The following is a 24,749-nucleotide window of genomic DNA, read 5'->3' as shown; positions in this document are numbered from 1 at the left end:
TTCCCCGGAACTGTTGCAAATCACGTCCAGCCACCTTATTGGGTGTACCATCGATGTCTGTTCATCAGATATCAGTTAGCCATGTCCACGCAAAGCGAAGAGAGCCGTCAGATCGTTGCTTCTCTGGCGCACCGTGTTGGCCCCGACGCTGACATCGCAAGGATCGCCCAAGCGATCATTTCAACCTTGCGGGATATGGAAGTAGCCCTCACGCCCATCATCGGCCAGCAAGGGGTTGCCGCGCTTTATCGCCGCAGCCTCCACCTGTGCGCCATTACTCATCCGCGTTTAGCCAGCACCCGCGACAAAGTGCCGGCCGGCATGGACATGGCGGCCCTCAAGTCCGTAATTGTTGAGCAAAGCGACGCCGATGCGCTGTTTTTCGGTGAAGTGTTGCTGACGACCTTTTACGAACTGCTGTCCACGCTCATCGGACCCTCGCTCACCGAACGCTTGCTTCGTGGCATGTGGGAACCTTCTTTGAGCGACACCCCTTCGCAGGAAAATTCGCCATGAGCACCAAAGTGACTATCAACCGTCTGGCCACCGGCGTGCCAGGACTGGACGAGGTGCTGGGCGGAGGTTTGCCGGAGTTTTCGTTCAACCTGATCGCAGGCCCTCCCGGTTGCGGCAAAACCACCCTCGCGCACCAGATGATGTTCGCCCTGGCAACGCCTGAACGTCCGGCGCTGTTCTTCACCGTGCTGGGGGAGCCGCCGCTGAAGATGCTGCGCTATCAGCAGCAATTCGATTTTTTCGACAGCGAAGCGATCAATCAGTCGATTCGCTATATCAACCTGTCCACCGACACCCTGGCCGGGAATCTGGACGAGGTGCTGCGACGGATTATCAGCGAGGTAGAGGCTCACTCACCGGCGCTGGTGTTCGTCGACTCGTTCCGCTCCGTGGTGCTGGCCAGCCAGACCCAGGACAACCCCAACAACAACCTGCCGCAGTTCGTTCAGCAACTGGGCATGTTGATGACCACCTGGCAGGCGACAACCTTCCTGATTGGCGAATATTTCACCGAAACCGACACCAACCCGATTTTCACCGTGGCCGATGGCCTGATCTGGCTGCGCCAGAGCGTCCAGCGCAACTCCATGGTGCGCAAGATGGAAATCATGAAGATGCGCGGCCAGCCGACGTTGCCGGGGCTGCACACCTTCCGTATCGCCGCCTCCGGCATCAAGGTCTTCGCGCCGCCCCCACTCAACCGGGTTGAAGCGCCACTGAAGTTTCCGATTCAGCGCCTGAAAATGGGGGTGCCGCAGCTCGATGAAATGCTCGGTGGTGGCCTGCCCCGTGGCTATTCCTTGCTGGTCGCCGGGCCGTCGGGCTCGGGCAAAAGCATCCTGGCGTCAACCTTCCTCGCCGAAGGCGCGCGCAATGGCGAGACCGGCGTGATCGCGGTGTTCGAGCAACGGCCTAATCACACTCAGAATGCCGCCCTTGCGGGACTGATCGAGAGCGGGCAAGTCGGCCTGGTGGACAGCCGCGCGCCGGACCTGTCCATCGACGAAATCGTGCAGTTGCTGCTCAGCGAGATCCGCCGACTGAAAGCCACCCGGGTGGTGATCGATTCGTTGTCGGGCTTCGAACTGGCGCTGGCACCGACCTTCCGCGAAGACTTCCGTGAATCGCTGTCGCGCATGGTCACGGCACTGACCAGCATCGGCGTCAGTGTCTTGATGACCTCGGAACTGGAAGACCGCTACACCGACCTGCGCTTCAGCCCATACGGCACGGCATTTCTCACCGACGCCATCATCGTCCAACGCTATATTGAAGTAGAGAGTCGCTTGTTGCGCATCATGGCGGTGGTCAAGGTTCGGGCCAGCGCCCATTCCGATGAGTTGCGCCTGTACCGCATCGACGATAAAGGTCTGCAGATCGGCGAGATGTTGCCGGATCAAGAAGGGTTACTAGGGGGCCGGCCTACCCGGCAGATCAACAAGGACGAGGTGTAAACCAGGACCATGACCGAGGCCAATGGCACGAACGCACAAACGATGGCCACCGCCGCTCGTGAGTTGTTCCTGCTCGGCCAGAAGACCGTGGAAGCGCGTGCGGTGCTGGCGGCGCTGAAAAAGGAATTGAACGATACCAATAACCGCCTGGTGGACGCCCAGCAAATTGAACAATTGGTCGAAGCCAACCAGCAACTGGTGCTGGCTATTCTGCTGGCGCAATCGGATGCGGAAAAACCCCATCGATCACAAGAAGAGCAGCGGCTGTTCCTGGAGATGCGCGAGGCCAACGCACAATTGGTGATCGCCGCCCTCAGCGCGCAAAACCTGCAAGCCTCGGCTGAACACATGCTGGCGCAGCAACGCAACCTCCTCACGACGGTCGCCCATGAACTGCGCAACCCGCTGACGCCCATCAGCATGATCGCCGGCCGCCTGGTGCGGGTGCCCAGTGAAGAGTTGCCGCGCATGCAGGCATTGATCGAGGGCCAGGTGCGGCACATGACGCGGCTGGTGGATGACTTGCTCGACGTGTCCCGCGCCAGCACCGGCAAGCTGCGCCTCGATTGCCGGATCGTCGACATCGTGCAAATTATCCACGAGGCCATCGAGGTGTGCCGCCCTTTGTTGAACACCCGGCAGCTGCATTTCACCGCCGAACTGCCCACCTGCGCGTTATTGGTGGACGGCGACCCGGTGCGGCTCACGCAGATTCTCGGCAACCTGCTGGGCAATGCGGCCAAGTACACACCTGCGGGGGGCCATGTCACGTTGTCGGCCAGGGCCAATGACAACGTGCTGGAGATGAGCATTTGTGATGACGGCATCGGTATTTCCGCCCAGGCACTGCCGTTTATCTTCGAGCCGTTTGTGCAAGACGTGCATGCCGTCGGCTTCAACGGAGCAGGCCTGGGCATTGGCCTGACTGTGGTTCGCGAACTGGTGGAAGCCCATGGCGGCACTGTGATTGGCAATAGCGACGGTGACGGCAAAGGCAGCACCTTTATCGTGACATTGCCCTTGGCGGTTTGAGTTTTTCCGCTGACCACGCAATGCTTGCGCGACGATCCCCCCGAAACGGAGCGCCCTATGCCGCTGTTGTCCATGCCCTGTAAACGCTTGACGCTGGCGGTGCTCGACCCTGAACAGGCAGCACTGGAAAGCGACTTCTACCGGCGCAACCAAAGGCATCTCGCCCGCTGGTCGCCGATTCGCCCCACCGATTACCACAGCCCTGAAAACATCCGTCCGCGCCTTGAAGTGCAAGCCAGCGCGTTCCAGGCAGGCCTCGCGGTGCATTTCGCGTTGCTGGACCCGGACAACGGCCAGATGATTGGCGCCTGCAATTTCAGCGGCATCACTCGCGGGGCGTTTCAAGCGTGTTATCTGGGTTACCACATCGACGAATCCCATCAAGGTCAGGGCTTGATGCAGGAAGCGCTGGAAGCGGCCATCGGCTATATGTTCGATGAGCAGAAACTGCACCGGATCATGGCCAATTACATCCCCGGCAATGAACGCAGCGCACGGTTGCTGGAGCGTCTGGGATTTGAACGTGAAGGCTACGCCAAGGCTTACCTGAGTATCGCCGGGCGCTGGCAGGATCACGTGTTGACGGCGTTGATCAATGATCGCTTTGAAGCCCCGGAACAGCGCTGGTCCAGACGTCTCTCGTAATACTTCGCGGCTGTTCACAATTCATTAAGCATTTGCCCCTTATGCTCGGGCTTCCCGGTCCACCTTCCCGGAAGCCAGAAGTCTATGTCGCGTCCCGCCACTTCACTGTTTCTGCTTGCCGCCATGCTGTTTTTCTTTGCCTTGGGCAATCATCAACTGCAAGGGTCCACCGAGGCCCGGGTGGCCGGGATCGCCATGCAGATGCACCTGGACAACGACTGGGTAACGCCCCGTTTGTTCGGCGAACCGTTTCTGGAAAAACCACCTTTGAGCTTGTGGCTCGATGCCGGCGCCATCCGTGCATTTGGCGGCACGCCGTGGGCGGTGCGACTGGCCTCGGCGTTCGCCGGGCTGTTCAGCGTGATGCTGTTGTACGCGATGCTGCGGCGGTTCGGCCGGCCCAAGGCGATTGCCTGGACGGCGGGAATCTTTCTGGCAACCATGGCCAGTTATTGGAGCAACGTGCGCGGCGTCGGTGAAGACGCGTTACTCGCCCTCGGCGTGACCCTGGCGTTGCTGGCGTTCTTTCAGGGGCAACGTCAATCGACGCCCGGCAACGCGCTGCTGTTCGCCTCGGGAATCGCTATCGCCACACTGAGCAAAGGCGTCCTCGGCCTGGCGATGCCGGGCGTGGTGATTTTCGCCTATCTGCTGGCCGAGACCTTGATGGACAGGCGCCTGAAAATCCGTGACTGGTTGCGTCCCGGTTTACTGACACTGGCTGGATTGATCCCGCTGATGATTTGGCTCGCCGTGCTGTACCAGCGTGGTGGCGCGCAGGCCGTGGGGGAAGTGCTGCTGACCAACAGTGTCGGGCGCTTCAGTGGATCCTTTGTCGAGGCCGGGCATTACGAACCGTACTACTACTACCTGACCAAGCTGCCCCAGGCGTTTCTGCCGTGGAATATTCTGGTGTACCTGGGGCTGTGGCATTTTCGCAAACGCCTGATGGCCAATCGTTACTTGCTGTTTTTCACCCTGTGGATCGTGGCGCAGTTTGTGATGCTGACATTGGCGTCGAGCAAGCGCACGGTGTATCTCATGTCGATGACGCCTGCGGCGGCGGTGATTGCGGCGGAGTATGCGGGCGTTCTGTTCGAGCGGCTGAAGATGCGCGAAGGGGCCTCGAACCTTTTGGGGCACATCGCACGGCATCGACGCGGTGTGGCGATTGGCATGATCATGCTGGTGATCGGCAGCTACCTGGCCGCCGCTCAATGGGCGCTGCCCCACGCGGACCGCAAATTGTCGTTTATGCCGCTGACCGAGCAGATTCAAACGATGCAAGCCAATGGACAACACGTCGCCCTGTTCCAGGCCAACGAACGGGTCGGCGGCGCCAGCGTGTTCTATACCCGGCAAGTGCTCAAGGGCCTGGACACCGAGGCGCAGCTGCATGAGTTTCTGGCGGCCTCGCCCTCCAACGTGGCGGTCATGTCCGGTGAAACCGAACCAACCGCGCCCTTGAAAGTGCTCAAGACCATGAAGGTGGGGCGTCAGGCTTACTACTTTGTAAACCAGTAAGCGGCTCAGCGGTCTGCGCGCCTGCCTTTTGCAGCACCGGCACTTCCAGCCGCGCTCGACCGTAAAATGCCAGCGCCGTCAGCAAACACGCCAGCCACACGAAGATCCCGGCCCAGAAAGTGTGGGACATGTAGTGCCAGCCTTGCAGGACCCGTGTCGTGCCGTAGACGAAACCGAGCAGCAACGCGCCGTACATCAGCGCTTTGGAGTATCGCCAGCGGTAGCGGCGAGCCACGAAGTACAACGCGAGCATGGTGAAGCCGCCGGAAGCATGGCCGCCCGGCCAGCAACGGCCGTCACCGGCTTCCTTGAACAGCTGGAAGTTTTCGTACCACTCTATGTGGGCCATTTTCCCGCCGTAGAGGGTCGTTTCAATCGGGCAGTACACGCTGGTGTGCGCCTTGAGGAAATGGATCACGCCGGTGCAAATGGCGAACGCGACAACCACAAACAGGAAATCGCGACGATGCTCGTAGGCAAACCGGAGCACCGGGGTGGCTTTGCTGCGTTCCATGAAACTGCCGAGACGCGGATGCCTTTGAACGTTTAACAACGGCCAGACAAACGACAGCATCGCGCCGATCACGGCGATTTCCCCGGTCCAGTTCGGAATGATCCGCGCCCACTTGTGGGTCAACTTCTCGAAGAAGTGAACCTTGTCGAGGGGAAAGATCTGGGCGACGGGATCAAACAGCAGATTACTGAAGGCGATGTCGATGTTGGTCATGTCGAACATCAGGAAAACCACGGCCGCGCAGGCCAGCGGGATACCGAAGTTCGCCCAATAAAAGCGATTGCGGGAAGAAGTCAGCATGGTGCGTCCTGATCCAGAGGAAAATTCATTGGGTGGCCACCGAACGCCAGTCGGAAGCTTCTATGAAGCCGAGCATGCGCGGTGTCAGAGGTTTTTTGGCGGAGATAAACAACGAAGCGCCATAACCGAGCGTGGAGGTCGACACCTTGAGGTCTTTTTCAAGTTGCGCCATGCATTCGCTGTGGGTGACCAGAATCAAATTGCGGCCTGCCACTTTGTGCGCCAGGGCATCACGCAGCATCGTGCCCTTGCAGCTCACCAGCCAGTCCTCGCCCACGCCGACCTTGTTGAACATGTAGCCAGCCGTCTGTGACGTGCGAACCATCGGGCTGTTGTAGATATCGGTCTTGTCCAGCCCCAACTGTTCGAACCGCGCACCGACATTCACCGCAACGCTGCGCGAGCGATCGGTAATGCCATCGTTGCCGCTCAGGCACGCGGCTTTCGAGTGATCACAGCGCTCGACGTGGCGGACCAGCACAATGACGTCGCCTTTGGCCCATTCGGCTTCCAACATTCGTGCGCCCGCCACATTGCCATGGGCCAGGTCCGGCACCGCGGCGGGCTGCAACAGCCATACCGTCAGCGGAACCACCAGCAATGCCGAGGCCAGTACCACCGCGATATTTCGATGCCGGGCCAAAACGCTCAGATTGATCGAGCGTTTGATCCCGAACAGACTCAGTCTCAATTCCACATCAAACGGCCTCACCCGCGTGCACCCTTGTCATTCGATGCCGCGAGGGTAGAGAGGCGCGCGTCGGCGGCCGGTGAAACCCATGTGAAAAAAAGCTTAAGCCGCCCACAAAAACCTTGTTACAGAATCCGTCCGACAAAATCCTTTCAGCTCTAGTGATTGCTGCCGATACAAACCTGCTACATCCCTTGCTGGCACCTAAAAACAACAATCTTCCAGCCAACCGACGATCGAAAGCGCAACGTTCCTGGAGGAATTTGATGAATAGCTGGTTCGGCAACATCAGCGTGAACATGAAACTGGGCCTGGGGTTCGGCCTGGTCCTGGCTCTGACCTGCATACTGGCCCTGACCGGCTGGACGAGCCTGGGCGGGTTGATTGACCGCAGCAACTGGATGAGCGACATCACCCAGCTCAACTCTGGTCTGACCAAACTTCGTGTGGTGCGCCTGCAATACATGCTGACCAACGGCGATGAAACCGCCGCTCAGAACGTACAGACCACCCTTGACGCCTTTTCCGCTCAGCAACAATCGCTGTTGTCGAAGTTCAAGAGCCCGGAAAACCTCAAGCTGCTCAAAGAACAAGGCACTTACATCGACGCCTACAAGACGTCGCTGAACAAAATGCGCAGCGCCTACCGCACCGGCAACAGCGCCCGCGACACCATGGCCGCCAATGCCGAAACGGCCAGCACGCTGATCGATGCCATCGGCACCCGCGTGCAACAAATGCCTCTTGGCGATCAGCGTTTCGAACAGTTCCAGGCCGTCACCGCCGCCAAGGAAGCGTTCATCCTGGCCCGCTACGAAGTGCGCGGCTACACCGCCACCACCAATGCCGAGACCGAGCAAAAAGCTGTCGTCCAACTGGATTCAGCGATTGCCAGCCTGAAACCCCTCAACGTGCAGTTTGCCGACACTCAGCAAGACGCCCTGCGCCAGCTGGAAACCGCGCTGGGCAACTACCGCAGCGCCTTACAAGCTTATAAAGCGGCCAACACCGATGCCGTGCAGGCTCGCAAGGAAATGACCGACCAGGGTGCCGCGATCGTGACCCTGAGCGATCAGCTGTATCAGATCCAACTCGATCGTCGTGACGCCGAAAGTGCCCAGGCGCGCACCCTACAGCTGATCAGCACGTTGCTGGCGTTGTTGGTGGGCATCATCGCTGCCGTGATCATCACCCGTCAGATCACCGGCCCGTTGCGCGACACCCTGGCCGTGGTCGAACGCATCGCCAGTGGCGACCTGTCCCAGGACGTTAAAGTGACGCGCCGCGACGAACTCGGCGTGTTGCAACAAGGCATTGCGCGCATGGGCGTGACCCTGCGTGACTTGATCAGCGGCATCCGCGACGGCGTCACGCAGATCGCCAGCGCCGCGGAAGAATTGTCCGCCGTCACCGAGCAAACCAGTGCCGGCGTCAACAGCCAGAAGATCGAGACTGATCAAGTGGCCACCGCCATGCACGAAATGACCGCCACCGTGCAGGAAGTCGCGCGCAACGCCGAAGAAGCCTCCCAGGCCGCAGCCGCCGCCGACGGCGAAGCTCGCGAAGGCGACAAAGTGGTCAACGAAGCCATCGCCCAGATCGAGCGTCTGGCCAGCGAAGTGGCGCGTTCCACCGAGGCCATGAGCGTGTTGCAACAGGAAAGCGACAAGATCGGCAGCGTCATGGACGTGATCAAAGCCGTCGCCGAACAGACCAACCTGCTGGCCCTCAACGCCGCGATTGAAGCGGCGCGTGCCGGTGAAGCCGGTCGTGGTTTTGCGGTGGTGGCCGACGAAGTCCGTGGCCTGGCCCAGCGCACACAGAAATCCACCGAAGAAATCGAAGGTCTGGTGGCCGGTCTGCAAAATGGCACTCAACAAGTGTCCACCGTGATGAACAACAGTCGCGCCCTCACCGACAGCAGCGTCGCCCTGACTCGCAAGGCGGGCGTGTCGCTGGAGAACATCACCCGCACGGTGTCCAACATCCAGTCGATGAACCAGCAGATCGCAGCCGCTGCCGAGCAACAAAGCGCCGTGGCCGAAGAAATCAGCCGCAGCATCATCAACGTGCGCGACGTGTCGGAACAGACCGCCGCCGCCAGCGACGAAACCGCTAAATCCAGTGTTGAGCTGGCGCGGCTGGGTGGTCAGTTGCAGCAGATGGTGAGCCACTTCCGCGTCTGACATCCGCTTTGCGGTGAATGAAAGAACCATTCGCGAGCAAGCCCGCTCCCACACGTTCAATCAGTAACCTGTGGGTGCGGGCTTACCCGCGATCGTTATCTACCCGTCACCAAAAGCGCTCAGGTCTGCCAAGGATTGATCACCTCTATGCCGGGGAATTCAAAGTCCCGGACATTACGGGTGGCAATAGGAGCTCCGTGGCTTCGGCAGATGGCGGCAATCTGCGCATCGGCCATCGACGCCGTCCGACCATTAGCTTCACAGCCGGCTACCAACGTCGCGTACTCCACGGCGGCGTGGGCGTCAAAAGGCAAAATCCTTCCGACAAAGTCCTCTTCAAACATCGCCATGGCATGAGCTTCAAGTTTCTGTTTGCGCTTGCCAAACGGGAGTCGGGCGATGCCATGGAGAATTTCCGCCACGGTGACAGCACTGATAGCCAATTCCATCGCTGGCTGTGCATCAACCCAGGCAAGCACTTGTGTATTGGGCTCAACCCGCATGAACTCTGAAAGAACATTGGTATCGAGCACTATCATTCGGAGAAATCCACCGCTGTCGCTTTCTCGTGACGAGAAGGAAGATCAAGCTCAACCCCACCGACAGCGTTGAACCTGTTACGGATTCGGCTACCAAGCCCTCCCGCGCGATCAACGGTTGCCAAGGCTCTTCCAAGTATCAGACGAGCCTCCTCCTCCATCGAATGCCCATTGTGGGCCGCGGCTATACGCAACTGTTCCTTAATCTGATCATCCAGGTTTCTAATCGTGATGCTGGCCATGACGCCTCCTGCAATCAATGAAATCATTGATTGAGGCTATCACACCTTGTCCCATCAACACTTGCTTAGCTGCCGAACGGCCTTACGCACTAATCGCATTGGTAAACACCAACCGGTTCCCGAACGGGTCGGCAATAGTCATGTCCTGGCTGCCCCACGGCATGGCCTGAATCTGTGGATGCGCAAACGTGTATTCCTTGGCCAACAATTGCTGCTGGAACGCCTCGAGTTCATCCGTCTCGATCCGCAATGCCGAACCCGGCGTGCTGTCGCCATGGTGCTCGGACAAGTGCAGCACGCATTCGCCCCGGGAGACTTGCAGGTACAGCGGGAAGTTGGCTTCAAATCGATGTTGCCAGTCGACCGTAAATCCCAAGAAGTCGACGTAGAACTCCAATGCCTTGGCTTCGTCGAAAATCCGCAGGATCGGGGTAGTTTTGCCGAAGCTCATTGGGTTGCTCCCTGACTGAAAAGACACCCATTGTAGTTGGGCTGGATGTCAGCGCTTCGGCTTGGCGATGGCTTTCTTTAATTGCAATGTGCCACCACTGTGACGGACTCCTCGGAATCTTTACTGAAACCCGCCACGCAAATCCCCTTCCCGCGCAAGAAACCGCCCTTCCCGCTTTCCGTTCGCCTGGCCTTCGCTGTAACTCAACACGCCGTTGACCCATACCCCGTCAATTCCTTCTGCTGCCCGTTGCGGGTCGTTGAAGTCCGCCACGTCGCGAATGGTCACTGGATTGAACAACACCAGGTCCGCCCAATGCCCTTCGCGGATTTCGCCGCGCTCCTTCAAGCCAAAACGCGCCGCCGACAGCCCGGTCATTTTGTGTACGGCGGTGTGCAGCGGAAACAGCCCGACGTCGCGACTGAAGTGCCCGAGCACCCGTGGGAAAGCGCCCCACAAGCGCGGATGCGGGAACGGGTCTTCCGGCAATCCGTCAGAGCCGACCATCGACAATGGATGAGCGAGGATTCTTCGTACATCGGCCTCGTCCATTCCGTAGTACACCGCGCCGGCCGGTTGCAGGCGGCGGGCAGCGTCGAGCAGGGGCACGTTCCACTCGGCGGCAATGTCCATCAGGTCGCGACCGCCCAGTTCCGGGTGCGGCGTGGACCAGGTAATGGTGATGCGATGGGCGTCGGTGACTTGCTTAAGGTCCAGGGTCGAAGAACTCGCCGCGTAGGGATAACAATCGCAGCCCACCGGGTGAGTTTTCGCCGCTTCCTCAAGCGAGGCCAACAGTTGCGGACTGCGACCCCAGTTACCGGCCCCCGCGCATTTGAGGTGGGAAATGATCACCGGGGATTTCGCATGGCGGCCGATCTGGAACGCCTCGTCCATGGCCTCCAGCACCGGTTCGAATTCGCTGCGCAAATGGGTGGTGTACACCGCGCCGAAAGCGGTCAGTTCTTCGGTCAGTTGCATCACTTCATCGGTGGACGCCGAAAATGCGCTGGCGTAGGCCAGACCGGTGGATAACCCCAACGCGCCGGCCTCCAGGCTTTCACGCAATTGCTCGCGCATCGCGCTGATTTCATCCGGCGTGGCGGTGCGGAACAGGTCGTCGAGATGGTTGCTGCGCAACGCAGTGTGGCCGACCAGTGCCGCCACGTTCAGCGTGGTGTTCGCGGCTTCGACCGCTGCGCGGTAATCGCTGAACGTAGGATAAACAAAGGCTGCCGAGGTACCCAGCAGGTTCATCGGGTCCGGCGGATCGCCGCGCAAACTCACCGGTGACGCGCTGATCCCGCAGTTGCCAACAATCACCGTGGTCACGCCCTGGCTGAGCTTGGGCAGCATCTGCGGCTGGCGGATTACCACGGTGTCGTCGTGGGTGTGCACATCGATAAAACCGGGCGCCAGCACGCGGCCGGCGGCGTCAACTTCTTCGTGGGCGGTGTCATCGCACAGGTCGCCGATGCGCGCGATGCGGCCATTCAGAATCGCCACATCGGCGGAGTATCCGGGGCGGTTGCTGCCGTCGATGACCAGGGCGTTGCGGATCAGTGTGTCGTACATCATGTCAGTCTCCCAGCGGCAAGTGATCGTCGCCGCCGCGGTAATCGTCGAGGGCGAGTTTGATCCGCCGCAGACGTTCTTGATTGTTTTCAGGATTGGCCAGCGCCAGCTCGGTGGCAAGCACGTCGATGGCCAGCAGCATGCCGTAGCGCGCCGCCGTGGGTTTATAGATGAACGAGGTCTCGACGCCTTGCAGCGGCAGCAGCACATCGGCCAACTGCGCCAGGGGCGAATCGGCGCGGGTGATGGCGATAATCCGTGCCCCGTAGTTGCGCGCCAGCTCGACGGCTTCGATCAGTTCGGGGGTGATGCCGGTCAGCGAGCAGACAATGACCGCGCGTTCGGCATCGAGGCTGGCGGCGGTGACGCGCATCATCACCGGGTCGTGGCACGCCGCAATCGGGTAGCCGAAGCGCACCAGCCGCACTTGCAGTTCATCACTGCACAAGGTCGAGCAACCGCCCATGCCGAACGCATGAATCATCCGCGCCTTGCCCAGCAATTTCACTGCATCGGCGAAACGCGACTCGTCGAACGCCGACAAGTGCTGACGCAACGTCGACTCGATATCGCCGACGATCTGCCCGTAAAACGCCGACTGATCCGGCGTGCCCGCCGGGTCGAGGAAACGGCTGCCGACGCCGCTGGCCTGGGCCAATTGCAAGCGCAGATCGCGCAAGTCGCGACAGCCGACGGTGCGGGCAAACCGCGACAGCGTGGCGGTGCTGACTTCCGCTCGCAGCGCCAGCTCATCGAGACTGGCTGCGGAGGCAAAGCCTACGTCGTCGAGCATCAGGCGAGCGATGCGCCCTTCACCGGCACTGAAGGAATCCTGGCGGGCGCGGATCTGATAGAGGATGTCCATGGCAGGCGGCTCCGGTTAAATCAGGTAAGAAAGACCCACGGTCAGCGCAAAAGCCACCACCGAAATAATGGTCTCAAGCACGGTCCAGGTCTTGAACGTCTGGGCAACGGTCATGTTGAAGTATTCCTTGATCAACCAGAAGCCGCCGTCGTTGACGTGGGAAAAAATCACCGACCCGGCGCCCGTCGCCAGCACCAGCAACTCCGGATGTGGATACCCCAGACCGATGGCCACTGGGGCGACGATGCCCGAGGCGGTGGTCATCGCCACCGTGGCGGACCCGGTAGCAATGCGCATCAACGCCGCAAACAGCCAGCCCATGATCAGCGGTGACAGGTGGAATTCATCGGCGAGGCTGACGATCTGGTTGGTCACGCCGGCGTCCACCAGAATCCGGTTCAAACCGCCGCCAGCGCCCACCAGCAAGGTGATGCTGGCGGTCGGTGCCAGGCATTCGTTGGTGAACTTGAGGATCGATTCGCGGTTGAAACCCTGGGCGATGCCGAGGGTCCAGAAACTCAGCAGTGTCGCCAGCAGCAGCGCGATCACCGAGTTGCCGATGAACAGCAGAAACTGGTTGAAACCGCTGCCTGGTGTGGAAATCAGGTTGGCCCAGCCACCGATCAGCATCAGCACCACCGGCAACAGAATGGTCGCCATGGTGATGCCGAACCCCGGCAGGCTGTCGCGCGGTTCGCGGTCGAGGAACTGGCGTTCCAGCGGGTTCTCCGCCGGCAATTGAATGCGCGGCACGATGAACTTGGCGTACAGCGGACCGGCGATGATCGCCGTTGGAATGCCGATCAGAATCGCGTACATCAACGTCTGCCCGACCGACGCCCCATACACCTGCACCGCGAGCATTGCCGCCGGGTGCGGCGGCACCAGCGCATGCACCACCGACAAGCCGGCGACCATCGGCAAGCCGACCATCAGGATCGACACGCCGACGCGCCGCGCCACGGTAAAGGCGATCGGCACCAGCAACACAAAACCAACCTCGAAGAACAGCGGCAGCCCGACCAGAAACGCGATGCACACCATGGCCCAGTGCGCGTTCTTCTCGCCGAACCGGTCGATCAAGGTCCGCGCCACCTGTTCGGCGCCGCCGGACTCGGCCATCATCTTGCCGAGCATGGTGCCCAGCGCCACCACCAGCGCAATGTGCCCCAGGGTCTTGCCAACCCCGGCCTCGTAGGCGCCGACCACGCCGGACGGCGGCATGCCCGCCAGCAAGGCGAGGCCGATGGAAACGAGGGTGATGACAATGAACGGATTAAGTCGGTAACGGGCGATCAGAACGATCAGGGCAATGATGGCGATGGCGGCATACACCAGCAGCCAATAGCCGAAGGACAGGGTCATGCGGTACTCCTCGAAAGGGTCACGTCGAAAGTTTTGTGAAACTCTTAAATCATTTCGAGACGTGATATTCAAACGAGGTGAAACTAATTTTCGTGCAGAGGTAAGGGATGTCGCACAGAGGTATGCAAGGTCGGTGGATATGAAAATCAGGCAGGCGGATTTACATCGCGCCTGCGTTGATCTCAGTCGTGATTCACCCGAGCGCGTTTGAGCAACTTCTTGCAGCGCTCGGATAAATGCAGCACGCGCAAATGCTTGCCGGCCTTGGCGTAGCGTTCACGCAGGGTCTTGAGCGCGGCGATAGCCGAGTAGTCGACGAAGCTCAGGTGGCGGCAGTCGATGGTCACGACAGACGGATCGTTGGCGGGATCGAACTGATTGAGAAACGGCGTAGTCGAGGCGAAAAACAGCGTGCCATGCAGGTGATAGAGCTTGCTGCCGTCGGCTTCGACATGAGCGTCGGCATACAGCTCACGGGCCTGCTGCCAGGCGAAGTTGAGCGCCGCGATGATGATCCCGCAGAGCACGGCGGTGGCCAGATCGGTAAACACCGTGATGACCGTCACCGCGACAATCACCAATACATCGTTGAGCGGCACCTTGTTCACCACCCGCAACGACGCCCAGGCGAACGTCTGTTGCGACACCACGAACATCACGCCGACCAGTGCAGCCAACGGGATGCGCTCGATCAGCGGCGACAGAAACAGAATGAACAGCAGAATCAACACCCCGGCCACCACGCCGGATAGCCGGCCACGACCACCGGAACTGAGGTTGATGACGGTCTGACCGATCATCGCGCAACCACCCATGCCGCCAAACACGCCGGAGACCATGTTGGCCGCGCCCAACGCTACGCACTCGCGATCCGGGAAGCCACGGCTCTCGGTGATCTCGTCGGTGAGGTTCAGGGTCAGCAGGGTTTCCAGCAGACCGACCAGCGCCATCAAGATCGCGTAAGGCGCGATGATGCGCAGGGTCTCCAGGCTCCACGCAATGTCCGGCAGCGCGAACGCCGGCAAGCCGCCAGCGATGTGCGCCATGTCGCCCAAGGTGCGCGTCGGCAGACCGAGCAGATACACCGCCAACCCGACACTCAGGATCGCCACCAGTGCCGGCGGCACGGCACGGGTCAGGCGCGGCAGCAGATACACGATCGCCATCGTCAGCAGCACCAACCCGGTCATCAGGTACAACGGCGTGCCGCTGAGCCAGGTTTCGCCGCTTTTGAAGTGTTCGAGTTGTGCCAGGGCAATGATGATCGCCAGGCCGTTGACGAAGCCGAGCATCACCGGGTGCGGCACCATGCGCACCAGTTTGCCCAGCCTCAGCAGCCCGAACGCCAGCATGATCAGGCCGCCTAGCAACACGGTCGCGAGCAGATATTGCACGCCGTGCTGCACCACCAGCGCGACGATCACCACCGCCATCGAACCGGCCGCACCGGACACCATGCCCGGCCGACCGCCGAAAAGCGCGGTGAGGGTGCAAATGATGAACGCTCCGTAAAGCCCCATCAGCGGATTGAGATGGGCCACCAGCGCGAAGGCGATGCATTCGGGTAGCAGGGCGAAAGAGGTGGTGAGTCCGGCCAGGACATCGGCGCGCAGACGTTTTGGTTTCATGGAGGGTCGGACACAACAGGGAAAGAAGGGGCGGATGTTACGGAATTGAGCACGGCCCGGCCAGTTGCGACACAGCTGAAAACGCAATCGCGGGCAAGCCCGCTCCCACAGGTATTGTGTCGCTCACGAAATTGGCGAACGACTCAGGACCTGTGGGAGCGTGGCTTGCCCGCGATGAACGATGACGCGGTCTAAAGCGAACTCAAACCATCTCGTCCCGAATCCATTCAACCACCGACGTCCGCTTCGGCACCCAGCCCAGCCATTCACGCGCATGCTTGCCGCGCACCCGGCTGTTGGAACCCAGACCATAGTTGGCCATTTCATAACCCCACTCGGCTTCGGCGTCTTTCAACGGCCAGTCTTGCGCCTCGCCGAGCTTCAGGGCTTCAGCCATGGCGGTGGTCATGTCGATGAACGACGCCTCACCGCTTTCGACGAAGTAGAACGTGCCAGGTACGTTTTTGGTCAGCGCCAGCAGATACAAGGACACCACGTCTTCAATGTGCACATTCGACCAGATGTTCTGGCCGGTGCCGACATGGCGCACCACGCCGCTTTTACGCGCTTGTTTCAGCAAGCGCGGCAATTGAACGCTGTCGCGATTGACGCCCAGGCTGTGGCCGTAAATCAGGGTGTTGCAGATCACGGCCGAGTTCACGCCGTCTTTCGCCGCGGCGAGGATCAGGTTGTCGATGGCCACGCGGGCGGCCTTGTCGACGGTCGGTTCCGGCAGGCTGTCTTCGAAGTAGATGACGTCGCTGGATTTGCCGCCCGACGCATCGCCGACGATGCTCGAACCGCTCGTGTGCAGGAACACTTTGTTGGAGCCGCGCAAGGCATTGAGCAAGGCTTCCACCGCGCCGCGATGGTCGCTGCTGGCGGCGTTGATCACGGCATCGGCAGCGCGGGCCTGTTCGGCCAGTAGTGCGCTGTCGTCAAGAGTGCCGATCACCGGGATGATGCCCAGTGCGCTCAGTTCAGTGGCTTGGTCGGCGTTGCGAACCAGGCCGGTAACCTTATGGCCCGCCCGGACAAGACCGGTGGCGATGGAGCCGCCGATGAATCCAGCGGCGCCGGTAACGAATACGTTCATGGAGAAACTCCCTGCGTGAATAAGTGATGCATTGAGTATCGAGGACCGCTCCGTGGCGAAACAGACCCGCTGACCCAAATCACTCTTGCGCAGGCGTCACGAATCAGCCTTTGAAGTCCGCATTTGCATACGCCGCCAATTTGCCTTGGATGAAGTCCAGGAAGCACTGGATGCGCAGGGCAAGTTGCGAGTTGCGGTAGTACACCGCGTTGATCGGCTGGCGATAGCCGCTGTTGAAATCCGCCAACAGCACCTGCAAGCGACCCGCGCGAATGTCGTCGATCGTCATGAAGTGCGACAGGCAGGCGATGCCCTGGCCTTCCAGCGCCAGGTGCCGGATCGTCTCGCCGCTGGAAGCGCTGATCGACGCCTGAATCGGCCAACGATCACCATGCACATACCGCAGCGGCCACTGGTTGAGGCCTTCGTTCTGGGTAAAGCCCAGCAACGCATGCCCCGTCAGGTCGGCAACCGCCTCCGGCGTGCCGTGTCGCTCAAGGTACGCCGGGCTGGCGACGATGTGCAGCGGGCTGCAACCCAGTGAGCGGGCATGCAACGTCGAATCGGCCAGTGTGCCGATGCGGATGGCGATGTCGGTGCTTTGTTCGAGCAAGTCGATGATCAGATCGTTGCTGTTGAGTTCGAGCTGGATGTCGGGGTAGAGGCGGCGGAACTCGTCGATGTACGGCACGATGGCGTGCAGCATGAACGGCGACGCGGCGTTGATCCGCAGACGACCGGACGGGGTCTGTTGGCGTGAGCTCAGGCGTTCTTCGAGCTCGTCCATCTGATCGAGAATCAGCTTGGCATGTTCGAAGAAATACTTGCCCTCCTCTGTCAGGTCCATGCGCCGCGTGGTGCGGTTGATCAGCGTGGTATCGAGCTTGGCCTCCAGCCGCGACAGTGTGCGACTGACCGCCGAAGGCGTTTGCCCGACTTGTTCAGCCGCCGCGGAAATCGACCCGCACTCAATCACGCAGACGAAGATCTGCAACTCATCGGATCTGGCTTTCACGTGTGTCCCTTATCGATGTTCAGCACCGTTCTACTGTACAGAGGAAATCCCTTGTGGCGAGGGAGCTTGCTCCCGCTGGTGCGCGAAGCGGACCCAAAACCAGCGTCTGCGGTGTTTCAGGCAGCCCGTGTTGACTGACTACACGACGGCTTCGCCGCCGAACGGGGGCAAGCCCCCTCGCCACAAAAGCCCCCTCGCCACAGATCAGCGTCCGCTCAAGACATCGATAGTAGCCGAGCCTCACGCCTTAAGGCCGAACACTTCGGTCAAATGCTGTTCATAGCGCGCCACGTCACCCTCGATATTCGGACGTTTCATCACATCGACCGCCAGGAAGGTCGGCAAACTGGTCATGCCGAGGAATTCGTTGGCCTTGTGAAACGGGAAGTACACCGCGTCCACGCCCTTGCCTTCGAAGAAGTCGGTCGGGTCGTCGAAGGCTTGCTGCGGCGCGTTCCAGGTCAGCGATAACATGTATTGCTTGCCGTGCACCAATCCACCGCTGCCGTACTTTTGCGAGGCGTCGGAACGGGTGCGGCCGTCGCTGGCATAGAGGCTGCCGTGGCCTTCAGTGAAGACTTCGTCGATGTACTTCTTCACGGTCCACGGCGCGCCCATCCACCAGCCGGGCATCTGATAAATGATCACGTCAGCCCAAAGGAATTTGGCGACTTCTTCGGCGACGTCGTAACCCTCGTCGATAAAAGTGGCTTTCACGTCGACACCGCCGCGATCCAGCACGCTCAGCGCGGCTTCATGCAGGGTGGTGTTGTAGCGGCCATCGGAATGGGCGAACTTTTTGCCGCCATTGAGCAACAGGATTTTTTTCATAAGAAGTCTCGGAAGTCTGGAATTCGATGGCGGCAGAGTATCGATCCGCCTCGCGCGGAATAAGCGATGAATTCGCAAAATTCATTTGACCAATACGCACGAATCGACACGCGATTGTTGCCATAAACTTGCGCCGATTCTGAACTTGAGGAGATTTCTGATGAGTGAAATTCAAGGCTTCATCCTGCACGCCAAGACCCGCCCGGAAAAATCCGACGCCTTCGAAGCGTTTTTCAGCGGCCATGTAGAAGCGAGTCGCGCCGAGCCCGGCTGCATCGAATACCACATGCTGCGCGACAAACAGGACCCGACCCTGTTTATCTTCTATGAGATCTGGCAGTCCCAGGCCCACCTCGACGTGCACTCGAACCTGCCGCACATGCAGCAATTTCGCGACATGCGCATGGAATACCTGGAGCGCGATTTCGACATTCGCGCCATCGAGATGCTCAGCCCGTCTTCCGCTACCCGCTGATCAGCAAGTGGCCGCCGAGTACGCCAAGGCCGATGAAGAACACGCGCTTGAACAGCACGGCGCTGATTCGCTGGCGAAGCCATTGGCCGAGCAACATGCCGAGCACTGCCGGGATCAGCGCCAGCAACGACGCGCTCAACTCGCCACCACCGAGGGCGCCGCGCCATAACAGGCCGGCGGCCAGGGCCAGGGTCGAAACGGTGAACGACAGGCCCAGCGCCTGCACCAGTTCATCCTTGCTCAAACCCAATGCTTGCAGATACGGCACCGCCGGAATCACGAAGACGCCGGTGGCCGAGGTGATGACACCCGTCAACACGCCACACAGCGGACCGAGCCAACGTTCGGTTCGCCCCTCGACGCGCAAGGTCGGCAGGAACAAACCGCTCAGCGCGTAAAGCAACAACGCCCCGCCCAAGCCCTGCACCACCCAATGCCCTCCGGCCATGCCGATCCACACCGTGCCCGCCCCGGTGCCAATGAAGATCGCCAGCAACATCGGCCACAACCGTTTGATCAAGCCGAGTAAATGCCCACCGAATGCCAGTTGCCAGACATTGGTGAGGGTTGCGGGAATGATCAACAGCGCGGCAGCCTGCGACGGCGCCATAGCCAGGCCGAGCAGGCCCATCGCGATGGTGGGCAAGCCGAGGCCGATCACGCCCTTGATCATGCCGGCCAGCAGGAATGTGCCGATCACCAGCAAGGACAGGCCCAGGCCAAGGTTTTGGTAGAACGCGGCGAGAGTATTCATGGGGCAAAGGTGAGCCTGGATTGGCTGGTTGAAAATCTGCCATATACTGAGGTTGCCTCTTGTTTTGGCAGAGGCTTAACCATGTATCGATGCAACTGACGCCTTCGCGGGCAAGCCCGCTCCCACAGGTTTTGCGTCGCGACCAGCGCAATACGTGTGGGAGCGGGCTTGCCCGCGAAGGCGCCCGTCCAGACAACACACCTCCCGAGGCTGCACCGATGCACTTCGACCTGACCGACCTGCGCCTCTACCTGAACATCCTCGACACCGGCAACATCACCGCCGGTGCCGCCCGCAGCCATTTATCCCTGGCAGCCGCGAGCGCACGAATCCGCGCCATGGAAGCCTCGCTAGGCATCGACTTTCTGCACCGTGGCCGTCGCGGTGTCACGCCCACAGCGGCCGGCAAAGCCCTGGCGAAACACGCCCGGGCCCTGCTGCAACAAGCCGAACGCCTGCAACAGGACCTGGCCGAATACGCCAAGGGCGTCAAAGGTCAGGTGCGGTTGCTGTGCAACACAACGGCGATCACCGAATACCTGCCGGAGTTGCTCGCTGACTTTCTGCGCGAGCATCCGAACCTCGACATCGACCTGCAAGAGTTGCCCAGCGCCCGCATCACCCATGCGTTGCGTCAGGGGGCGGCAGACCTCGGGATCGTGTCCGACGCGGTGGACACCGATGACCTGCACACCCGGCCGTTTCGCGATGACCCGCTGGTGTTGATCCTGCCCCCGGAACATCCCCTGACCGAACAACCGTCACTGACCTTCGCCGACACCTTGAGCCACGACTATGTGGCTCTGGGCGCCAGCAGTGCCTTGGCCATCCACCTGGAAGAACAAGCCTTGCACATTGGCCAGCGCATGCCGATCCGCATTCGTGCCGACGGCTTCGACGGGGTTATCCGCATGGTTGCGCGCGGCGCAGGACTGGCCATCGTGCCGCAGGTGGCCATCGAGCGCTGGCCGCTGCTGCAAGCAGTCACGACCCGCGCCCTTCCCGAAGACTGGGCCAACCGTACCTTGAAAATCTGTGCCCGCGACGTCGACAGCCTGCCCGGTTACGCCCGGGCCTTGCTGGAGGCGCTGACGCCGGGAACACCTTGACTCTACCGTTAGGGGCAGACTCTATGCTGCGGGCTTCATTTCAGGAGTACACGCGATGAGCAAACGAATGCTCGTGATTCTGGGTCACCCCTCCACCGACAGTTTCTGCGGTGCGCTGAGCGAAACGTACGTCCAGGCCGCCAAGGATGCCGGTCACGACGTGCGCCTGCTGCGTCTGGATGCGCTGGACTTTGATCCGGTCTTGCACGACGGCTATAACACTATCCAGCCGCTGGAGCCGGACCTGTTGCGAGCCCAGGCCGATATCACCTGGGCCGAACACCTGACGTTCGTTTATCCGATCTGGTGGGGCGGCATACCGGCGTTGATGAAGGGCTTTCTCGACCGCATTTTCCTGCCCGGTTTTGCTTTCAAATACCGTGAGGGCAAGGCCTTCCCTGACAAACTGCTCAAGGGCCGGACCGCGCATCTGCTGGTGACCATGGACACGCCGCCCTGGTATTACAAATGGGTCTATCGCATGCCCGGCCTGCACCAGATGCGCAAGACGACTCTGGAGTTCTGCGGCATCAAGCCGTTGAAGACCCTGACTTTCGGGCCGATCCTGGGTTCGAAGTCGACCCAGCGTGACGCCTGGCTGGAACAGGCCCGGGTTACCGCCGGTAGCTGACGCACCCTTCGCTGTTTGCTGACGGCGCGCCCTCGCCGTCAGCCCGTCCCCACGTCCCCCCTCAAGCGGTCGTTCGTCGTCTGTGCGCGTCATTTACACGCCGCTGCAACCTTTGAATGTTATTCACTATATTATTCGCCCCGATCAGGCTTGAGGCCTGGTCGCGCTACGCCCTGTTTGATCATCGAGACGGATCTTTATGTATATCGGCAAAGCCGCCCAACTGTCGGGCACCACAGTCAAAAGCATTCGCCATTACGAAGAAATCGGCCTGTTGCCCGAACCCAAGCGTGAAGGCAAATACCGCATCTACAGCCAGCAGAGTGTCGAGGTGTTGACGTTCATCAAGTGCGCCCAGCAACTGGGTTTCAAGCTCAAAGAGCTGCAGGTGATGCTGAACAACTACCACGGTGACGAATTCCCGTGGGACATGGCGCAAAAAGCGATCGCCGAAAAAAAGGCCGAGCTGGTCTCCCAGATCGGCGCTCTACAGCAATTGCACAACGGCCTCGAAGAATTCGAACACAACCTCAACGATGCCCGAGAAGAATGTCAGTTCGAGCGTATCGCCCGCTATGGCGAAAAAAACCCGGGCAATACGCTGAACTGACTAGCCTCCTGCGCTGGATGACCCGGCTCGCAGGCCACTTGCGCGCCTGCGGTGCCGGTCGTCAGGTCAGCTCAAGGCGGGCTTCCCTACGGCTCGATCTTTTTCCGGCAGCGGCGCCACCGGAACAATCGCCGCGAAGAACCATGGCGACACCAGTGTCACCAGCAGAATGGTCATGACACCGCTGGAAAACAGCGCCATCGCCACCAGTGCGCCCAGATCGACAATCGGCTTGAAGTCGGAAAACAGCAGCGCCATGAAACCCACGGAGAAAATCACCACGTTGACCACGGTCGAACGGCCGACGCTGTGCATCGCCTGCAAAATGGCTGCGTCGATATGAATCCCTTGCTGCACCAGCAATTTGATCCGTGACAGCAGGTGCACCGCGTAATCGACCACGCCGACCACCAGGAAGGTCACCAGCGTCGTGCCGATGTTCAGCTCGATGCCGAACAGGAACATGAAGCCATAGACCGTCACCGAGGTGGTCAACAGGGTCAGCATGCCGAGTACGCCCAGACGTACCGATTTGAGCCAATACATCATCATCAGCGTGACCACCAGCAACGCCAAAGAAAAACTCAGCACCTGGCCCTGGGTGATTTCCTGCAATACGCCGGTCCAGATCAACGGCGTGCCGGCGTGTGTCACTTCGAGGTTGGCCGGTTTGTTCACCAGCAACCAGGCATCGAGCCGATCCAGCATGGCCTGGTAGTCGCTGGCCACCGACGACGTCATGGTGTACAGCGTCAGCGCCTTGGAATAATCAGCGTTGAGCACGTTGTTGAGGTCCGAGCCTCCGCCGTTCTCGAACAGCATCACGTGCTGCTCGATCAGTGAGTTGCCCGGCACCTCGAACCGCTCGACCTGCCCCTCGTCATTAACCGACGTCACCTGCTCCAGCGCCTGGGGCACGCGCAAGTAGTCGGGGTTCATGTCGTTGAGCACCAGGTTCATGCGCTTGACGTAAGTCGCCAGGGAATAGCCGTAACTGACATCCGGTTGCTGCTTGATGAAGTGGTCGAGCTTGTCGATGAACTGCACCACCTCCGTGGTCAGCACCCCGCGCGGCTCTTTGCTATCGATGGCGATCCAGCCCGGTGCCGTGCCCGCGACCCCGGCCTGGTTGATGAACTCGTCCGAAACGCGAATATGGCTCTCGGGCTTGAAGTAGGCGATGCCCGAGTCTTCGATATCGACGCGAAAGGTGAACACCGTCATCAAGACCAACAGCGGCAGTGTCACGATCAAGATCGGTTTGCGCCACTGGATCAACCGCGCGCAGAACGCCACCAGATAACGCGAAATGATCGACTCCTTGTGCACGGCTGCGAGGGTTTTCGGGGTTTGATCCTTGCCCCAGATCGAGATCCATGCCGGAATCAGCAACAGTGAAATGATCAGCGCCGCCGTCAAGCCGATGGACATGAACACGCCGAAATTGCGGATGCTTACAATGTTGTTGGTGGTGGAAATCATGAAAGTGGCGATGGTGGTCACCGTCGTCAACACAACCGGCACCACCATCAGCCGTTGCGTCTCGCGATTGGCTTCACGGTTACTTTTACCGGCGTTTTTCTGCTCGTAATACTCGGCCATCACATGGATCGCATCCGAGCAGCAAATGGTGAACAGAAACACTGGCAATACGCTGGTCAGCAAGTCGAACGGCACCCGCAACAAGGCCATCAGGCCCAGTGTCCAGATGGTGCAGAACAGAATATTGAACAGCGGCAACAATACGCCCAGCGGTTTGCGGAAGAAGAAAATCAACAGCAGGGTGATCAGCAAAAAGACAATCGGAAACAGCACCGCCAGGTCATGGTCGATGATCTCCTGCTGGGCCGCGATGAAGATCGGCATGCCGGCAATGAAGATCTCATCCTTGAACTCCGGGTGCGCCGCCTGATAGTCCGCGACGATGCCGCGCACGATCTGGTAGGCGCGCAGTTGTGCCTGGGCGTCGTCTTGCTTGGTGCCCAGCTCGGCCACCAGCATCGCGACTTTCTTGTCCTTGGAGACCACCCCGTCCACCATCAGCTCGTTGCCCATGATCTGCGACTCGACCAGCGCCGGATCCATGTCGTAGGCGTTGAGGGTCTTGTGGATCAGCAACTCGCCATCGTCGGTCAGCACGATGTTTTCCAGATCGCCCATCGACGCCATTTCGCGAATCGGGTTGATTCGCTCGGCGAGAAAAGTCAGGAACAGTTGATCATGGGAATCCCAGTTCTGGCTCTGGGCGTAATCACGCAGGGCCTTGGCCTGGGCGTAATCGTTCTGGGAAAAACCGTTCTCCAGAATGTCCCGCGCCAGCAACTGTGCACGGCTGTCGTCCGGATGCCTGGCGACGATTTGCGTCAACTGCTCCTTGTCGGCGTCGTTGGCCAGGATCATCTTGCGCACCGATTGCGACATCGAAAACAGTGCGTTGAGGGTCGGCTTGTTGAACACCGTCTGCGGGTTGTTGATTGCCACCATCACCGAGTCGAACGTGCCGGTGAACTCGCTTTGCAAGTCGATGATGGTCTTGCGCGCCGGATGGGTTTCCTTGAGCAAGTAAGGGTTGGTGTCGGAGATCAGCGCGCCCAGCGTATAGGTGAAATACGCCGTGACCGCCACCAGCAGGAAAACGATCGCCCGCGCATAGCGCTCGACGAAGTTCAGGTATCTTTCCATGATCATGCGTTCCAGGGTC

The 24,749-nt window shown here is 60.2% G+C and carries 24 protein-coding genes and 1 pseudogene; 11 read left to right on the top strand and 14 right to left on the bottom strand.

Annotation, left to right across the window (positions count from 1 at the left end; translation table 11 throughout):
* Nucleotides 1-81: 81 nt before the first annotated feature.
* The 5 genes from DJ564_RS04725 (at nt 82) to DJ564_RS04705 (ending at nt 5,171) form a co-directional block, all read left to right on the top strand.
* Nucleotides 82-516 carry a hypothetical protein gene (locus DJ564_RS04725; protein WP_256597469.1) on the top strand — a complete coding sequence of 145 codons (435 nt, stop codon included), beginning with the start codon at nt 82-84 and terminating at the stop codon, nt 514-516.
* The gene (locus DJ564_RS04720) at nt 513-1,970 is read left to right on the top strand and encodes an ATPase domain-containing protein (protein WP_109627871.1); all 1,458 of its coding nucleotides are present in this window, start codon (nt 513-515) and stop codon (nt 1,968-1,970) included. Before DJ564_RS04725 ends, DJ564_RS04720 begins: the two co-directional genes overlap by 4 nt.
* A 9-nt stretch (nt 1,971-1,979) precedes the next feature.
* Entirely contained in the window at nt 1,980-3,002 is a 1,023-nt protein-coding gene (locus tag DJ564_RS04715; RefSeq protein WP_109627870.1) for a sensor histidine kinase KdpD, read from the top strand.
* Nucleotides 3,003-3,059: 57 nt separating this feature from the next.
* Nucleotides 3,060-3,647 carry a ribosomal protein S5-alanine N-acetyltransferase gene (gene rimJ, locus DJ564_RS04710; protein ID WP_109627869.1) on the top strand — a complete coding sequence of 196 codons (588 nt, stop codon included), beginning with the start codon at nt 3,060-3,062 and terminating at the stop codon, nt 3,645-3,647.
* 84 nt (nt 3,648-3,731) lie between these two features.
* Entirely contained in the window at nt 3,732-5,171 is a 1,440-nt protein-coding gene (locus DJ564_RS04705; protein WP_109627868.1) for a glycosyltransferase family 39 protein, read from the top strand.
* Here DJ564_RS04705 and DJ564_RS04700 read toward each other — a convergent pair.
* Both DJ564_RS04700 and DJ564_RS04695 read right to left on the bottom strand, forming a co-directional pair.
* Nucleotides 5,122-5,985 carry a phosphatase PAP2 family protein gene (locus DJ564_RS04700; RefSeq protein ID WP_109627867.1) on the bottom strand — a complete coding sequence of 288 codons (864 nt, stop codon included), beginning with the start codon at nt 5,983-5,985 and terminating at the stop codon, nt 5,122-5,124. The genes DJ564_RS04705 and DJ564_RS04700 overlap by 50 nt on opposite strands.
* A 25-nt stretch (nt 5,986-6,010) precedes the next feature.
* On the bottom strand, nt 6,011-6,682 hold the full coding sequence (locus tag DJ564_RS04695) for a histidine phosphatase family protein (protein ID WP_109627866.1): 672 nt from the start codon (nt 6,680-6,682) through the stop codon (nt 6,011-6,013).
* Nucleotides 6,683-6,942: 260 nt separating this feature from the next.
* On the opposite strand from DJ564_RS04695, the pseudogene DJ564_RS32740 reads away from it, so the two are divergent.
* A pseudogene (locus DJ564_RS32740) lies at nt 6,943-7,956 on the top strand (methyl-accepting chemotaxis protein); the annotation flags it as partial.
* 42 nt (nt 7,957-7,998) lie between these two features.
* Nucleotides 7,999-8,862 carry a methyl-accepting chemotaxis protein gene (locus tag DJ564_RS32735; RefSeq protein WP_371922073.1) on the top strand — a complete coding sequence of 288 codons (864 nt, stop codon included), beginning with the start codon at nt 7,999-8,001 and terminating at the stop codon, nt 8,860-8,862.
* A gap of 119 nt (nt 8,863-8,981) precedes the next feature.
* Here the strand turns inward: DJ564_RS32735 and DJ564_RS04685 are convergent, their stop codons facing one another.
* The 10 genes from DJ564_RS04685 to DJ564_RS04640 all read right to left on the bottom strand — a co-directional run bounded on the left by DJ564_RS04685 (nt 8,982) and on the right by DJ564_RS04640 (nt 18,469).
* Nucleotides 8,982-9,401 carry a type II toxin-antitoxin system VapC family toxin gene (locus tag DJ564_RS04685; protein WP_109627864.1) on the bottom strand — a complete coding sequence of 140 codons (420 nt, stop codon included), beginning with the start codon at nt 9,399-9,401 and terminating at the stop codon, nt 8,982-8,984.
* Nucleotides 9,398-9,643 (bottom strand): plasmid stabilization protein, encoded by a 246-nt coding sequence (locus tag DJ564_RS04680; RefSeq protein WP_109627863.1) that lies wholly within the window; start codon nt 9,641-9,643, stop codon nt 9,398-9,400. The genes DJ564_RS04685 and DJ564_RS04680 overlap by 4 nt, the downstream gene beginning before the upstream one ends.
* An 82-nt stretch (nt 9,644-9,725) precedes the next feature.
* Nucleotides 9,726-10,094 carry a glyoxalase superfamily protein gene (locus DJ564_RS04675; protein WP_109627862.1) on the bottom strand — a complete coding sequence of 123 codons (369 nt, stop codon included), beginning with the start codon at nt 10,092-10,094 and terminating at the stop codon, nt 9,726-9,728.
* A gap of 120 nt (nt 10,095-10,214) precedes the next feature.
* Entirely contained in the window at nt 10,215-11,672 is a 1,458-nt protein-coding gene (locus tag DJ564_RS04670; protein WP_109627861.1) for an amidohydrolase family protein, read from the bottom strand.
* Nucleotide 11,673: 1 nt separating this feature from the next.
* Complete coding sequence (locus tag DJ564_RS04665) at nt 11,674-12,534, bottom strand: MurR/RpiR family transcriptional regulator (protein WP_109627860.1); 861 nt, start codon at nt 12,532-12,534, stop codon at nt 11,674-11,676.
* Nucleotides 12,535-12,549: 15 nt separating this feature from the next.
* Nucleotides 12,550-13,899, bottom strand: coding sequence for a gluconate:H+ symporter (locus DJ564_RS04660; protein ID WP_109627859.1), 1,350 nt, complete (start codon nt 13,897-13,899; stop codon nt 12,550-12,552).
* Nucleotides 13,900-14,081: 182 nt separating this feature from the next.
* Nucleotides 14,082-15,527 (bottom strand): SulP family inorganic anion transporter, encoded by a 1,446-nt coding sequence (locus DJ564_RS04655; RefSeq protein ID WP_109627858.1) that lies wholly within the window; start codon nt 15,525-15,527, stop codon nt 14,082-14,084.
* Between the two features lie 202 nt (nt 15,528-15,729).
* Complete coding sequence (locus DJ564_RS04650) at nt 15,730-16,623, bottom strand: NAD-dependent epimerase/dehydratase family protein (protein ID WP_109627857.1); 894 nt, start codon at nt 16,621-16,623, stop codon at nt 15,730-15,732.
* A 103-nt stretch (nt 16,624-16,726) separates the two neighbouring features.
* A complete protein-coding gene (locus DJ564_RS04645) occupies nt 16,727-17,638 on the bottom strand; it encodes a LysR family transcriptional regulator (protein ID WP_109627856.1) in 912 nt (303 codons plus the stop codon).
* Between the two features lie 240 nt (nt 17,639-17,878).
* Nucleotides 17,879-18,469 carry an NAD(P)H-dependent oxidoreductase gene (locus DJ564_RS04640; RefSeq protein ID WP_109627855.1) on the bottom strand — a complete coding sequence of 197 codons (591 nt, stop codon included), beginning with the start codon at nt 18,467-18,469 and terminating at the stop codon, nt 17,879-17,881.
* A gap of 160 nt (nt 18,470-18,629) precedes the next feature.
* On the opposite strand from DJ564_RS04640, the gene DJ564_RS04635 reads away from it, so the two are divergent.
* Nucleotides 18,630-18,944, top strand: a complete 315-nt coding sequence (locus DJ564_RS04635; RefSeq protein ID WP_109627854.1) for a putative quinol monooxygenase — start codon at nt 18,630-18,632, stop codon at nt 18,942-18,944.
* On the opposite strand, the gene DJ564_RS04630 is transcribed toward DJ564_RS04635, so the two are convergent.
* A complete protein-coding gene (locus tag DJ564_RS04630; RefSeq protein ID WP_109627853.1) occupies nt 18,934-19,698 on the bottom strand; it encodes a sulfite exporter TauE/SafE family protein in 765 nt (254 codons plus the stop codon). The two genes, DJ564_RS04635 and DJ564_RS04630, sit on opposite strands and share 11 nt — an antisense overlap.
* Nucleotides 19,699-19,916: 218 nt before the next feature.
* Here DJ564_RS04630 and DJ564_RS04625 point away from each other — a divergent pair, with 218 nt between their 5' ends.
* From DJ564_RS04625 to DJ564_RS04615, 3 genes are all read left to right on the top strand, one after another.
* Entirely contained in the window at nt 19,917-20,807 is an 891-nt protein-coding gene (locus tag DJ564_RS04625; protein WP_109627852.1) for a LysR substrate-binding domain-containing protein, read from the top strand.
* Nucleotides 20,808-20,862: 55 nt separating this feature from the next.
* A complete protein-coding gene (locus tag DJ564_RS04620; protein WP_109627851.1) occupies nt 20,863-21,438 on the top strand; it encodes an NAD(P)H-dependent oxidoreductase in 576 nt (191 codons plus the stop codon).
* 199 nt (nt 21,439-21,637) lie between these two features.
* Nucleotides 21,638-22,048, top strand: coding sequence for a MerR family transcriptional regulator (locus tag DJ564_RS04615; protein WP_109627850.1), 411 nt, complete (start codon nt 21,638-21,640; stop codon nt 22,046-22,048).
* A gap of 66 nt (nt 22,049-22,114) precedes the next feature.
* Here the strand turns inward: DJ564_RS04615 and DJ564_RS04610 are convergent, their stop codons facing one another.
* Nucleotides 22,115-24,730, bottom strand: coding sequence for an RND family transporter (locus DJ564_RS04610; RefSeq protein WP_109635944.1), 2,616 nt, complete (start codon nt 24,728-24,730; stop codon nt 22,115-22,117).
* Between the last annotated feature and the right edge of the window lie 19 nt (nt 24,731-24,749).

Source organism: Pseudomonas sp. 31-12 (assembly GCF_003151075.1).
Classification (GTDB): domain Bacteria; phylum Pseudomonadota; class Gammaproteobacteria; order Pseudomonadales; family Pseudomonadaceae; genus Aquipseudomonas.
Note: the sequence above shows the minus strand (reverse complement) of the source record. Positions and strands in the feature narration are given on the sequence as shown.

Bases quoted from the DNA above. Each gene is read 5' to 3' on its own strand.
- DJ564_RS04725 (WP_256597469.1), top strand. From the start codon at position 82: ATGTCCACGCAAAGCGAAGAGAGCCGTCAGATCGTTGCTTCTCTGGCG.
- DJ564_RS04720 (WP_109627871.1), top strand. From the start codon at position 513: ATGAGCACCAAAGTGACTATCAACCGTCTGGCCACCGGCGTGCCAGGA.
- DJ564_RS04715 (WP_109627870.1), top strand. From the start codon at position 1,980: ATGACCGAGGCCAATGGCACGAACGCACAAACGATGGCCACCGCCGCT.
- rimJ (WP_109627869.1), top strand. From the start codon at position 3,060: ATGCCGCTGTTGTCCATGCCCTGTAAACGCTTGACGCTGGCGGTGCTC.
- DJ564_RS04705 (WP_109627868.1), top strand. From the start codon at position 3,732: ATGTCGCGTCCCGCCACTTCACTGTTTCTGCTTGCCGCCATGCTGTTT.
- DJ564_RS04700 (WP_109627867.1), bottom strand. From the start codon at position 5,985: ATGCTGACTTCTTCCCGCAATCGCTTTTATTGGGCGAACTTCGGTATC.
- DJ564_RS32735 (WP_371922073.1), top strand. From the start codon at position 7,999: ATGGGCGTGACCCTGCGTGACTTGATCAGCGGCATCCGCGACGGCGTC.
- DJ564_RS04685 (WP_109627864.1), bottom strand. From the start codon at position 9,401: ATGATAGTGCTCGATACCAATGTTCTTTCAGAGTTCATGCGGGTTGAG.
- DJ564_RS04680 (WP_109627863.1), bottom strand. From the start codon at position 9,643: ATGGCCAGCATCACGATTAGAAACCTGGATGATCAGATTAAGGAACAG.
- DJ564_RS04675 (WP_109627862.1), bottom strand. From the start codon at position 10,094: ATGAGCTTCGGCAAAACTACCCCGATCCTGCGGATTTTCGACGAAGCC.
- DJ564_RS04670 (WP_109627861.1), bottom strand. From the start codon at position 11,672: ATGATGTACGACACACTGATCCGCAACGCCCTGGTCATCGACGGCAGC.
- DJ564_RS04665 (WP_109627860.1), bottom strand. From the start codon at position 12,534: ATGGACATCCTCTATCAGATCCGCGCCCGCCAGGATTCCTTCAGTGCC.
- DJ564_RS04660 (WP_109627859.1), bottom strand. From the start codon at position 13,899: ATGACCCTGTCCTTCGGCTATTGGCTGCTGGTGTATGCCGCCATCGCC.
- DJ564_RS04655 (WP_109627858.1), bottom strand. From the start codon at position 15,527: ATGAAACCAAAACGTCTGCGCGCCGATGTCCTGGCCGGACTCACCACC.
- DJ564_RS04650 (WP_109627857.1), bottom strand. From the start codon at position 16,623: ATGAACGTATTCGTTACCGGCGCCGCTGGATTCATCGGCGGCTCCATC.
- DJ564_RS04640 (WP_109627855.1), bottom strand. From the start codon at position 18,469: ATGAAAAAAATCCTGTTGCTCAATGGCGGCAAAAAGTTCGCCCATTCC.
- DJ564_RS04635 (WP_109627854.1), top strand. From the start codon at position 18,630: ATGAGTGAAATTCAAGGCTTCATCCTGCACGCCAAGACCCGCCCGGAA.
- DJ564_RS04630 (WP_109627853.1), bottom strand. From the start codon at position 19,698: ATGAATACTCTCGCCGCGTTCTACCAAAACCTTGGCCTGGGCCTGTCC.
- DJ564_RS04625 (WP_109627852.1), top strand. From the start codon at position 19,917: ATGCACTTCGACCTGACCGACCTGCGCCTCTACCTGAACATCCTCGAC.
- DJ564_RS04620 (WP_109627851.1), top strand. From the start codon at position 20,863: ATGAGCAAACGAATGCTCGTGATTCTGGGTCACCCCTCCACCGACAGT.
- DJ564_RS04615 (WP_109627850.1), top strand. From the start codon at position 21,638: ATGTATATCGGCAAAGCCGCCCAACTGTCGGGCACCACAGTCAAAAGC.
- DJ564_RS04610 (WP_109635944.1), bottom strand. From the start codon at position 24,730: ATGGAAAGATACCTGAACTTCGTCGAGCGCTATGCGCGGGCGATCGTT.